General features: G+C 61.9%; 14 protein-coding genes. 3 read left to right on the top strand and 11 right to left on the bottom strand.

The features are described from left to right. Positions 1–131: 131 nt before the first annotated feature. From AC0J1C_RS16885 to folE, 5 genes are all read right to left on the bottom strand, one after another. Positions 132–446, bottom strand: coding sequence for a hypothetical protein (locus AC0J1C_RS16885; protein ID WP_473044916.1), 315 nt, complete (start codon positions 444–446; stop codon positions 132–134). Positions 447–496: 50 nt separating this feature from the next. Then, positions 497–2764, bottom strand: coding sequence for a bifunctional diguanylate cyclase/phosphodiesterase (locus tag AC0J1C_RS16880; RefSeq protein WP_473044915.1), 2268 nt, complete (start codon positions 2762–2764; stop codon positions 497–499). A 204-nt stretch (positions 2765–2968) separates the two neighbouring features. Beyond that, entirely contained in the window at positions 2969–3397 is a 429-nt protein-coding gene (locus AC0J1C_RS16875) for a CoA-binding protein (protein WP_473044914.1), read from the bottom strand. Between the two features lie 19 nt (positions 3398–3416). Then, entirely contained in the window at positions 3417–3794 is a 378-nt protein-coding gene (folX, locus tag AC0J1C_RS16870; RefSeq protein WP_091988902.1) for a dihydroneopterin triphosphate 2'-epimerase, read from the bottom strand. 26 nt (positions 3795–3820) lie between these two features. Next, positions 3821–4390, bottom strand: a complete 570-nt coding sequence (folE, locus tag AC0J1C_RS16865; protein WP_091988899.1) for a GTP cyclohydrolase I FolE — start codon at positions 4388–4390, stop codon at positions 3821–3823. Between the two features lie 201 nt (positions 4391–4591). On the opposite strand from folE, the gene AC0J1C_RS16860 reads away from it, so the two are divergent. Then, the gene (locus tag AC0J1C_RS16860; protein WP_473046578.1) at positions 4592–5515 is read left to right on the top strand and encodes an alpha/beta fold hydrolase; all 924 of its coding nucleotides are present in this window, start codon (positions 4592–4594) and stop codon (positions 5513–5515) included. 14 nt (positions 5516–5529) lie between these two features. On the opposite strand, the gene AC0J1C_RS16855 is transcribed toward AC0J1C_RS16860, so the two are convergent. Further along, positions 5530–6597 (bottom strand): GGDEF domain-containing protein, encoded by a 1068-nt coding sequence (locus AC0J1C_RS16855; protein WP_473044913.1) that lies wholly within the window; start codon positions 6595–6597, stop codon positions 5530–5532. Between the two features lie 197 nt (positions 6598–6794). Here AC0J1C_RS16855 and AC0J1C_RS16850 point away from each other — a divergent pair, with 197 nt between their 5' ends. Continuing rightward, complete coding sequence (locus tag AC0J1C_RS16850) at positions 6795–7877, top strand: patatin-like phospholipase family protein (protein ID WP_473044911.1); 1083 nt, start codon at positions 6795–6797, stop codon at positions 7875–7877. A gap of 49 nt (positions 7878–7926) precedes the next feature. Further along, the gene (locus tag AC0J1C_RS16845; protein ID WP_473044910.1) at positions 7927–8172 is read left to right on the top strand and encodes a CDGSH iron-sulfur domain-containing protein; all 246 of its coding nucleotides are present in this window, start codon (positions 7927–7929) and stop codon (positions 8170–8172) included. A gap of 46 nt (positions 8173–8218) precedes the next feature. On the opposite strand, the gene AC0J1C_RS16840 is transcribed toward AC0J1C_RS16845, so the two are convergent. The 5 genes from AC0J1C_RS16840 to AC0J1C_RS16820 form a co-directional block, all read right to left on the bottom strand. Continuing rightward, entirely contained in the window at positions 8219–9241 is a 1023-nt protein-coding gene (locus AC0J1C_RS16840) for a PAS domain-containing protein (protein ID WP_473044909.1), read from the bottom strand. A 92-nt stretch (positions 9242–9333) separates the two neighbouring features. Continuing rightward, positions 9334–10146 carry a metal ABC transporter permease gene (locus AC0J1C_RS16835; protein ID WP_473044908.1) on the bottom strand — a complete coding sequence of 271 codons (813 nt, stop codon included), beginning with the start codon at positions 10144–10146 and terminating at the stop codon, positions 9334–9336. Then, the gene (gene znuC, locus AC0J1C_RS16830) at positions 10133–10921 is read right to left on the bottom strand and encodes a zinc ABC transporter ATP-binding protein ZnuC (protein ID WP_473044907.1); all 789 of its coding nucleotides are present in this window, start codon (positions 10919–10921) and stop codon (positions 10133–10135) included. Before znuC ends, AC0J1C_RS16835 begins: the two co-directional genes overlap by 14 nt. Then, complete coding sequence (locus AC0J1C_RS16825; RefSeq protein ID WP_473044905.1) at positions 10914–11405, bottom strand: Fur family transcriptional regulator; 492 nt, start codon at positions 11403–11405, stop codon at positions 10914–10916. The genes znuC and AC0J1C_RS16825 overlap by 8 nt, the downstream gene beginning before the upstream one ends. Positions 11406–11493: 88 nt before the next feature. Next, positions 11494–11955 carry a chemotaxis protein CheW gene (locus AC0J1C_RS16820; RefSeq protein WP_473044903.1) on the bottom strand — a complete coding sequence of 154 codons (462 nt, stop codon included), beginning with the start codon at positions 11953–11955 and terminating at the stop codon, positions 11494–11496. Between the last annotated feature and the right edge of the window lie 4 nt (positions 11956–11959).

The raw sequence follows: 11959 nt of genomic DNA, 5'->3' as shown, positions 1-11959 counted from the left end.
TCCTCGATGGCTTCAGGAATCAAAGAATGGAAGTCGGCCCCGGCACGGCAAACTCCAGAACCATAGAGTAAGACTAAAACCTGTGAGCTACTCACAGGTCAAAGGTTTTTGAAAGGAAAAAGCAGGGAGGTTTACTGACCCCTGGCGCGCAGGAAGGTCCCGCAGGTCTTGCACTGGTCCGGCGCCATCAGCTTGGCCTGCCAGCCAATCTTGTGGCCACAGGCGGGACAGGCCAGCTTCAATTGCAGCAAGATGATCGGTGTAATCAGGGCTGCGATCAGCACACCCAGGGGGCCCCAGCTGTCGTCACTGGACAACCCGAGCTGGCTGCTGAACACCAGGATGACGGTCAGCGCCACGAAGGCAAAGAGGAAATAATTGCGGTTCCAACGCTCCCACTGGCGAAGCTTCTCGTTCTGTTCCGGCGTCAGATATTGGGCAGACATAGTCACTCACTCGAACCGTTTATCCGTATCTTGGGGTCGGATCGCCGCCATTACAAACTCGATCCCTCGGCCAGGCCCGCAACCAGTATGCCCGACGCCAGCGCCTGCTCCAGATCCCGCGCCGGAATGGGTCGGCTGATCAGGTAACCCTGGGCAAAGTTGCACCGGTGCCGCTTCAGGAACGCCAGCTGTTCCTCGGTTTCCACACCTTCAGCCACCACCTGGATGCCGAGATTGTGAGCAAGATTGATAACCGCCCGGGTGATCACGGCGTCGTCGTGGCGCTCGGTGACCTCGGTAATGAACGAACGGTCGATCTTCAGCACATCCACGGGGAAATCCCGCAGGTAACCCAGCGAGGAATAACCCACCCCGAAATCGTCAATGGCCAGGTGCACGCCCAGTTTTTGCAGACGCGACAGCTGGTTGCGGTTGCGCTCGATGTTCTGGATGAAAATTTCCTCGGTGAGCTCGAATTCCAGGCGCTCGGCGGGGACATTCTCCGCCTCAAGGGCTTCCCGGATGTGATCCACCAGGGCCTCATCGTCCAGTTCCCGGCCAGAGAGATTCACGGCAATGCGCAGGCCTTCCTGCTCGGTGCCTTTCCAGTCTGCCAGTTGCCGACAGGCGGCCATCACCACCCAGCGACCGATATCGGTAATCCGGCCGCTCTCCTCGGCCAGCGGGATAAATTCACCCGGGGGCAGCAGGCCCCGTCGAGGGTGCTGCCAACGAATCAGCGCCTCCACGCTCTGGATCTCGCCGGTGTCCAGGTTCAGTTGCGGCTGGTAGAACAGGACGAACTCGTCGTTGGTGAGAGCCTGGCTGAGGTCCTTGTCCAGCTCCAGTCGCATGACCTCGCGTTCCTGCATGCCCTCGGTGTAGAACTGGTAGGTGTTCCGACCCTGTTCCTTGGCCCGATACAGGGCAATGTCGGCGTTGCGCAGCAGGGTGTCCGAATCCAGGCCGCTCTGGGGATACACCGCCACCCCCATGGTCGCGGTGATGCTGTGGGCCTGGCCCTGTACCTCGAAGGGCTGGTCGAAGCACTGCTTGATCTGGCCAAGAAGGTGAATGATATCGTCGAGGTCGTCGACCTGCTGCTGGCACACCATGAATTCGTCGCCGCCCGAGTAGGCGACGAGGATCCGTTCGTTGCTCAGGCGGTTGAGTCGTTCGGAGACCTTGATCAGAAGCTCATCGCCGAACTGGTGGCCAAGGGAATCGTTCAGCGTCTGGAAGCGGTCCAGGTCGAGCATGATCAGGCCAACCTGCCGCATTTGCCGATCAGCAATGTTCAGGGTGTGCGCCAGGTCTTCCATGAAGAACCGACGATTGGCCAGGCCGGTGAGGGTGTCGGTGGATTCCAGGCGGGCCAGATCGATCTGGATGGCGGTGCGCTGGGCAATTTCCAGGTCCAGTTCCCGCCGGGTTTTCAGCAGCGACTGGTTGCGCTTGAGGATCAGCTGTACCAGCAGGGTAGTCAGGCTGGTCAGCAGGCCCATCAGCAGGAAGGTCGTGAAGGTCAGCGTTGGCCAGTTGCTGTACTGGTTCTCAACCCAGGTCTTGGCCGGCTTCAGGGTCAGAGTCCAGTTCAACGTGGGCAGGTCTACCGGCAACGAGTGCGAGAAGGTGTCGCTGACCGGCAGGTCGTTGTTCAGCTGGTAACTCAGCTCGCCGGCTTCGCGAATCTCCACCCGGAACGATTCCAGCACCCGCTCGGTGAGCAGTTGCCGGGCCAGTATCTCCATCCGGAACACGCCGGCGATAAAGCCGTTATTGTCCGCACCCGAGCCTATTGGAGCGTAGATGACCATGCCCTTGCCGCCCTGGCGAAGATCAATAATACCGGACAGATCCCAGTTGCCGGTGCTCTGGGCAAGGGCCAGCGCCCGGCGGCGCTCATCGTTGAAGGCGACGTTATAGCCGATCACGTCCTGGTTGTCGGCCACCGGTTCCAGCCACCGGATAACGTAATCCCGGTCAATCCACTCGATGGCCTGGTAAACGCCAAAATCCTCCAGGTAGTTCCGGGCATCCTGGCGCCAGGTCTCGAGGGTAATGGACGGATCGTTCTGGAAGCGCTTGGCCATGCGGCGAATGGCCTCGGCGTGCACCAGAAACTCCCGTTGCAGATGATTGGCCATGGCCCGGGTTTCGTTGGCCAGGTTGGCTTCAATCTGGGCCTTGTCCTGTTGTACCAGTCCGTAGCGCAGGCCTGTCGCCAGACCCAGGAAAACCAGAAAGATCACCACCGGAAACACCGGGCTCAGCAGGCCCGACACAACAGCTTTGGGGGGCGATGCGGGTTTATCCACAGTTTACTCCGTGGCCATGTACGGTGGTGCAGGCACGTTGCCGGCGCCAGCAGAAAAATGAACCATTTTGATCGGTTACCGCCATCAGTTGCTGGTAGGACGAAAATGCGGGAATTACTTACGTGGGTCGATTATGTCAGACCCTGAGGGGCGGTTACAGCAGAGTTGCGAAAGTGTGACGCAGTTCCTGATCCAGATCAGCAATCAGGCCCGTTTAGCGATACCCAGGCGGGGAATTTCCTGTTTTGGGCAGTGGTCCATGACCACCGTCAGGCCAGAGGCCTCGGCCCTGGCGGCCCCCTCCTGGTTGATTACGCCAATCTGCATCCATACCACCGGGATCTTGAGCTCTATGGCCTGGTCAATCACGGGGTCGGTGCGTTCGGGAGCCAGGAACAGGTCAACCATATCGACCGGTTCCGGCAGTTCCGGCAGATTCCCGTACACGGTTTCGCCCAGCAGCTGTTGGCCAGCCAGGCGAGGGTTCACCGGAATGACCCGGTAACCCTGGTTCTGGAGGTAGGCCATGACGTCATGGGAGGGCCGGTGGGTTTTCTCACTGGCACCCACCAGGGCGATGGTCTTGACGGAGCTCAGGACCTGGCGGAGCTGTTCAGGCGCGTCAGTCGGCATGGCGGAGAGTGGCTCCAGTTCAGGGACGATGCGCTTCAAGGCAAACGGAAACGGACTGCGCGAACCTTAACGCGTGGGGCTTGTCGATTTCCACCTGCGCCCATTGCACGGCCTCGTGTTCCATGACAATGGTCAGCACCTCATGTGTGAGGCGCTCGAGGAGGGCAAAGCGGTTGCCGTCCACATGCTGGATGATCTGCTTGGTGATGGTGCGGTAGTTGAGGGCGGCCGAGATCTCGTTTTCATTGATGGCCGCTGTTGCGTCATAGGTCAGGCGTATGTTGATCAGAACGTCCTGTTTGTTATTGATCTCCTCTTCCTTGATGCCAATGTAGGCTCGGAGCAGCAGATCCTTGATCCGCACTGTTGCCTGGCGATTCCCGCTAACCTCTGTCATGCCGCTTTCCTCCGGGAGCTGATTGATCAGCGGTGGCCGCCGATCAGGTTCAGAAACTCGGTACGCGTTGCCTGGGATTTACGGAACTGACCCAGCATCATCGAGGTCTTCATCCGCGAGTTCTGCTTTTCCACACCCCGCATCATCATGCACATGTGCTGGGCCTCGATGACCACCGCCACGCCCTTGGCGTTGGTAACGCTCTCGATAGCCTCGGCTATCTGACGGGTCAGGTTTTCCTGGATCTGCAGGCGACGGGCGTACATGTCAACGATACGGGCAAACTTGGACAGCCCCAGAACCCGACCCTGGGGCAGGTAGGCAATGTGGCATTTGCCAATGAACGGCAACATGTGGTGCTCGCACATGCTGTACAGCTCGATGTCCTGGACCACCACCATCTCGTCCATGGCGGACTCGAACACGGCGTTGTTGACCAGGTCGCCGAGATCCTGTTGGTAGCCCCGGGTCAGGAACTGCATGGCTTTGGCTGCCCGCATGGGCGTGTCCTGCAGACCTTCGCGATCAGGGTCTTCACCCAGCCCGCTGATAATGGCCCGGTAGTGCCCCGAAAGGTCGTCTAGGAGTTTGGTCATAATCTTGTCCGGTTAGCTGAATCTGTCGAGGGCCAAAGCTTAAGGCAATTTGCCCGGCATCGCATCTCCAGCATGTACGGGCAGGTTGCAGAAAAAGACCACTGTGGCTGTCGTGCCGGGGTTGCCGAGCGCCCGGGCTATGGCAGCCGGCACCGGTTTGTTCTACAGTTTCAGCCTGTGTCGATTCGCTGGGAACAACGCATGGAACAGGTGATACCCAATGTCAGTGGTGCGGCCGCCACAGGACGTCAGGCCGGCACCCTGGAAGGGTGGCAGCATGGAGGCAAATGGTTCAGCTACGAGGGTCATGCCATTTTCAGCCGCATGGCCGGTCAGGGTGAACCGCTGGTTCTGATGCACGGTTACCCCACGGCCAGTTGGGACTGGAACCGACTGTGGCCGATGCTGGTACCCCACCACAACGTCCTGACCCTGGACATGCTGGGCTTCGGGTTTTCCGACAAACCGGCTGGCTATCCCTACAGCATCCAGGACCAGGCCGACCTGTTTCAGGGCTGGATCGAACAGCTGGGCCTGTCGTCGGTGCACCTGCTGGCCCACGATTACGGTTGCAGCGTGGCCCAGGAGCTGATGGCCCGGGAGCAGGAAGCGAGCCTGCCATTCCGGATCCGCACCGTGTGTTTTCTCAATGGTGCGCTTTTTCCGGAGGTACACAATCCTTTGCTGATCCAGAAGCTGTTGCGCAGTCCCTTTGGAGGGCTGATCAGCCGGGGCCTGACCCGGCGCAGCTTCGAGCGCAACTTCCGGCGCCTGTTCGGGACCCATAATCCGCCGGATCGCCAGGACATGGAAGATTTCTGGTACCTGCTCACCTACAACAACGGGCGTGGCATTCTGCATCGCCTGATTCAGTTCATGGAGGAGCGCCGTTGCCACCGCAACCGCTGGGTCTCGGCAGTGCAGAAGGCGGACCAGCCACTGCGACTGATTTCAGGCACTGCCGACCCGGTCTCGGGCGCGGCCATGGCCCGCCGGTATCGGGAGCTGGTGGCAGACCCCGACGTGGTGTGCCTGCGTAATATCGGCCACTATCCCCACCTTGAAACCCCCTGGGATGTGTTCAGCGCTTACCGGGATTTTCGCCAGCGTGCTGCAGGCAACTGAGCCGGATCAGGTTATCAGCCCTGGGCGGAATCGGCTTCATCGATGGCTCCCCGCCCGATCACCGGCAGCGGTCGGGCCGCGTTGACCACCTGGTTGCGGCCCTGGGATTTGGCCTGGTACAGGGCCTGATCGGCCCGGTTAAGCCACACCGACCAGGTCTCACCCTTGCTGACTTCTGCCACACTGGCACTGGCGGTGACCTTGATGTCCTCCAGGAATGGCCGGGCGCTGATGCTGGTCAGTAGCTGGTGGGCGAGGGCGTCGGCATCTTTCTGGCGGGTTTCCGGCAGCACCAGCATGAACTCCTCGCCGCCAATCCGGAACAATTGGTCGCTTTCCCTGAGACGCTTGCGCAGTCTCAGGGCCAGCTCCCGGAGCACCCGATCGCCGGCCAGGTGGCCCCATTGGTCGTTGATGGTCTTGAAATAGTCCAGGTCCAGAAGGATCAGGCTCGAGACCCGCTCGTACCGCTCCCGCATCTGGATCTGGCCATTGAGGATATCGGCCAGTTGCGACCGGTTCAGGCAGCCGGTCAGCGGGTCGGTGGTGGCCAGACGGGTTAACTCCTGCTGGAGCTTGCCCACCAGCCAGGCGAAGATCATGGCAAACAGGCAGGTCAGGCCCAGGGAAAAGGTGATGCGCCAGAAGTCCGCCTCGGGGAAGCGAAGAAAGGACACCACCGCCATGATCACCACAAACACAATGTTGCTGCCAATCGCCTCCCGCAGGGGCAGCAGGAAAAACAGCGCCGTGGCGGCCGGGTAGGCCCAGTACAGGCCGGCATGACCATTGATGTGCGTGGAGTAGGCAGCGCTCACCACCGCGAGCAGAGGAAACAGGCGGCCCTTGAGGAAATAGGTGCCCCGGAGCTTCAGGAAGGCGATCACCAGCAGGGCGTTGACACAGAACAGCACGAGGATGGCAGAGAGCAGGTAATGGGACTGCTGCCACTGCACCATCACCAGCGGCGCGACGGCAATAAAGGCCCAGAAGTGCAGGTGGTACACCAACTGCCGCTTGAAACCGAGCACCGCCAGGGTCGGGTTGGCGGCCAGGGAATCGGGGGGTACAGAGAAATTCACAGCCTACTCCTGCTGTCTGGTTCTTGAGCGCCCGCATCCGTTGTCGGGCCGGTCCTTGATTCTGGCAGAGCCATGCTCTTACTGAAGCAGATGACGTCATTAATGGCCACCATTAGTTTTGTTCAGTTGGCCGGCGGATGTCCACTTGGTTAAACTTCGCGTGAGATTTTCAGGGAGCAGCTCCAGGGACCCATCCAATGACCGCAATCCAGACCCGTGAACCGGCACTGACCATCCGCGCAGGCAGGCGCGCGCTGCAGCGACTCAGGGACAAGCCGCTGTCGGCGGAAGATGTTCATGTTATACCCGGCGCCGCAGGGGGTCCCAAAGCACTCGGTATCAGCGGCCTCGACAAGGCCATTTTCGGCGACTGGCTGCCCCGTGTGCCCCAGGAGCGTTCCCTGATTGGCTCCTCCATCGGCAGCTGGCGGTTTGCCGCCATCGCTTCTTCGGACGATCCCCGGGCGCAGCTTGCCCGGCTTGCAGAACTGTACACCAAGCAGCGCTTCGCCAAGGGCGTCAGCCCCGCCGAGGTCAGCCGCAAAAGCGTGCTGTTCCTGGAGGAGCTGCTGGGTGGCCGGGAACAGGCGATCCTCAACCACCCCTGGTACCGGCTGAACATTGTGGTGGTGCGCAGCCTGGGAATGCTGGCGGAGGACACCCGTGGACGGCTTGGCCTTGGCCTGATGCGCGCCATCAGCGCCAACATGGTCAGCCGTCGGCACCTTGGCCGGTTTATGGAGCGGGGCATCATCCACGATGCCCGCCTCAAGGCGCCGGTTGCCAAATTGGTGGATTTTCCCAGCCACGAAGTGGCCCTGACGCCGGACAACCTGCTGTCCGCGCTGCTGGCCTCGGCGTCCATTCCTCTGGTGATGTCGGGTGTGCGCAACATTCCTGGCGCACCGGAGGGCGTCTACCGTGACGGCGGGCTTCTGGACTACCATCTGGACCTGCCCTACCAGCAGCCCGGCGTGATCCTGTATCCCCATTTCACCGATCGCGTGGTGCCCGGCTGGTTCGACAAGTCGCTGCCCTGGCGGCGGGGGGACGCTACCCGGCTACAGGATGTTCTGCTGATTGCCCCGTCAAAGGCGTACCTTGAGTCGCTACCCGACCGCAAACTGCCGGATCGTAAGGATTTTGAACGCTATGCCGGTGACGACGCCGGTCGCGAACGGGCCTGGCGACACGCGATTGCCGAGAGCGACCGGCTTGGGGATGAGTTCATGGAGCTGGTGGAACAGGGGCGGCTCGCGGACGTTGCCCGGCCACTCTGAGAGGAGCGGCTATACTGGAGGGCGCCCGTTGACGAGCCCGGAGGAATCCATGGCAGAAGAACCCGTTGTCGCCCGCACCACCCCATGCTGTGTCATGGTAGAGGCGGGCAAACACTACCTGTGGTGTGCCTGTGGCAGGAGCGCAAACCAGCCCTTCTGTGACGGCTCCCATCAGGGTACCGGCCTGACACCGGTGCGCTTTGAGGCTGAAAAAAAGGAGTGGGTCTGGTTTTGTGGCTGCAAGCAGACTGGCCATGCGCCTCTGTGTGACGGTAGCCACAAGCACCTGACCTGAGTAGCCGAGGGCAGCCGGGGAGAGCAGCCGGGGTGAGTAACCAGGGTCACGCCGGCGGCGAGTGAGCCACATGATGGAGCGTGCTGACCCGATAACCGGACAGGCCGTGAACCGTGTCTTTCAGGGCCCTGACCCGAAGCACCACCGGCACCCGGTTTTCCTGGTCATGGTGCAAGAGGGGTAGATCAACCCGCTCGATGGCGTTGTCCCGTCTTGCCGCCGCCAGTGCCTGCCGGAAGTGGGCCTGGCACTCCGGCGCCACCAACGCTTCCATGGCCTGTCCCGCGAGGTCGGTCGGTGCCCGGTCCAGAAGATCTGCGATCTGCGGCGATACAAATCCGATTCGTGCGTTCTCGTCGAGCTCCCAGATTACCGCTCCGGACAGCGCCACCAGATCCCGGCTGCGCTGTTCACTGTCATTGAGTGCCTGCCGAAGAATCGACTTTTCCACCTGCAGATTGGTGATCTGTTGATCGGCACCGGATTCCCGGTGCTCCAGATCATGGAGCTCCAGTGCCTGGTGATACAGCCGGCGATTCAGCACCAGCGCCAGACCGGCGGCCGCCAGGCTCAGGGTTCCGCCGACCAGCCAGATGGTCTTTCGGGCATTATCGGCGGGGTTTTCCAGGGCAGTGGGGGCAGGCAGAGTGGTGACCATCCATTGCTCGCCGAGGGCGTTGACTTCGGTGCGCAGGGCCCGGGTCGGATCCAGGGAGCCGTCGATTCCGATTTCCAGGAGCGGTTCTTTGGTGTGCCGCTCCAGGGTATCAATGCGCAGTCCCAGGGTCTCGGGCAATGCGCCATCGAACAGCCCCACCAGCCAGCGTGACGCGGGCTGTCCGCCCGCCTCGACGGCGCGGGCGGCCTCCGGCGTGTGGATGAGCAGATGGTTGACCAGCGCCTGGTGCTGGGCGTAAAAACGGATGTCGGCCGCGGCGGTGGCGCGTCTGGCCTCAAGGTGGGCGGCCAGTACGGTTGTCACCAGTCCGGCAGTAAGCAGGAGCAGGGGTACCCACAGCCCCGGCCAGACGACCGGTTTGCGACGTTCCGTGGCCTCTGAGCGTTCCATGGCAGCTATCCTTTGCGGCGGGGTCATTAACCCGGGATCACCAGCATTCTCTCGCTACTACTCTAGCCCAGCCGGGGCGAACAGGGAAAGGCTCAGCTCTGGCTCCGGCCGGCACTGCCATACACCAGTAGAAACACCGAGAACGCGGTCACCACCACTGACGGACCGGCGGGGGTGTCGAGATGCCAGGACAGTGTAAGCCCGCCAGACACCGCGACAAAGCCGAAGGCCACCGCCAGGGCCACCATGATCTCCGGGTTGCCGGCCAGTCGCCGTGCCGTGGCAGCAGGGATGATCAGCAGGGCTGTGATCAGCAGTACCCCGACTATCTTCATGGCCACGGCGATCACCAGTGAGAACATCAGCATCAACACCAGTCGCAGGCGCTCCACCGCCAGCCCCTCGACCCGGGCCAGCTCCTCGTGGATGGTGGCCATCAACAGCCCCCGCCAGAGCACGGCCAGCAGTGCCAGGATCAGCGCCGCGCCCCCATAGATCCAGAGCAGGTCTTCCCGGCTCATGGCCAGCAGGTCGCCAAACAGCAGACCCGTGAGGTCCACCCGGATGTCCGGCATGAAACTGAGGGTGACCAGACCTATGGCGAGGGAACTGTGGGCCATGATGCCCAGCAGGGTATCGGTCGCCAGGGTACGGATACGGGAGAACAGCACCAGGGCCATGGCCAGCACCACGCAGACAATGATCACGCCCAGGTTCAGTGGCACGCTGATCAGGAAGCTCAGGGCGATGCCCAGCAGCGCCGAATGCGCCAGGGTGTCGCCAAAATAGGCCATACGGCGCCAGACCACGAAACAGCCAAGGGGGCCGGCCACCAGGGCAACCCCGAGACCCCCGATCAGCGCGCGCCAGAAGAAATCGTCGAGCAGGGCATCAATGATGGGCATGGTCACACCCCTGATGCTCGCCTTCCTGGCTACGGGTTTCGCCATGCACCACATTGCCGTGCAGATCGTGGCGATGGTTGTGGCGGTGATGGTACACCGCGAGGGATTCCGCCACCGGCCGTCCAAAGGTCTCGATAAAGGCCGGATCGTGGGAAATGTCCTCGGGGTAGCCGCTGCAGCACACGTGCTGGTTCAGGCAGATCACCTTGTCGGTGGCGGCCATCACCAGGTGGAGGTCGTGGGAAATCATGATCACGCCGCAATTCAGCTCATCCCGCAGTTGCCGGATCAGGTTGTACAGGGAGGCCTGGCCATTGATATCAACACCCTGGGCTGGCTCATCCAGCACCAGAAGGTCCGGCTGGCGGGCCAGGGCCCGGGCCAGCAGCAGCCGTTGTTTCTCGCCTCCGGACAGGTGGTGCACCGAGGCATGCAGCAGGTGACCGACGCCGGTTTTCTCAAGGGCCGCTTCGCAGCGCGACCGGGATTGACCGCTGAGCAACATGAAACGCCGCACGCTCAATGGCAGCGTGGCCTCGAGGGTCAGATGCTGGGGCACGTAGCCAACCACCAGGTTGCGGGCCAGTGAGACCTGTCCTGCGGTCACGTTCTGGAGTCCCAGCACGGCCTTGATCAGCGTGGTCTTGCCGGCACCGTTAGGGCCGATGATGGTGATGATGTCACCCCGATGCACCGTGAGGTTGACCCGCTCCACGACCGGTCGGGTGTCGAACTGCACGCTGACATTCTGCAGGTGGACCAGCGGGTCACTCATGGCCTGGCTCCGCCTGGCAGCGGGGGCACAGGCCGGCAATCTCAAGTGTTGTGTCCTCGGCCTGAAATCCTTCACTGGTCGCGGCCCGTTGCACCTCGGTGGACACCGAGGGTGCCGTGAGTTCCAGCACGTTGCCGCAGGCACGGCAGATCAGGAACATGCCGGTATGGGACTGGCCAGCGTGAGTACAGCCAATGAACGCATTCAGTGAGGCGATACGGTGCACCAGGCCGTGCTGTTGCAGGAAATCCAGGGCCCGGTAGACCGTCGGTGGCGCCGCGTTGTGGCCATCGGAGGCCAGTTCGGCGAGTACGTCGTAGGCGCCGAGGGGCTTGTGGGACTGCCAGATGAGTTCCAGTACCCGCTCCCGGATGGGCGTCAGGCGGGCGTTCTGCCGCTGGCAGATTCGACGGGCATCGCCCAGAGCCTGGCTGACACAGGCATCGTGATTATGTGGCCGATAGGGAATGGCTCGCGCAGGCATGGCAGGCACCCTGAAAAAATTTGAAACATTATAACATTTTCAGGCTGGCCTGCCAGGGTGCCCCGATCTCCGGGCGGGCGCGAAGGGGTCAGTGACGGGTCTGGAGAACCAGGGATTCCAGAAACTCCAGGTTGGGTATCCAGGCCTGCTCGCCCTCGATCTCAACCTGCATCAGGTCGGCCGGGCCGGGCTCTCCGTCCAGTTTACGAACCTGGTCCTCGGTCAGCCGCGCCTGGCTGGGAATGCCCTGGGTAACCAGGGCCATGAACGGAATCTCCTGGTGATGCTCGCCAATGGTGTTGAGAACCACAATACGCCCGCGGTTGTCTCCGGGTACTGTGAGGGCCGCGCCATTGGCAGCGTCGTAGGAAATCACGGGCAACTGCAGGCCGCGCCAGTCCAGATAGCCCACCAGCCATTCCGGGCTGTTGGTGCCGGCGTCGGAGCTGGCGTAGTCGACCACCTCAGCGATCGAGACGTTGGGCAGCAACAGTTGGCGCCCGCTCATGGGGATCATGACGCAGGAGAGGGTTTGACTGTTGTCGTTCATGGCG

It is taken from the genome of Marinobacter sp. E2 (assembly GCF_055755345.1).
The sequence above is the reverse complement of the archived record's forward strand: the minus strand, read 5'-3'. Positions and strand labels throughout refer to the sequence as shown.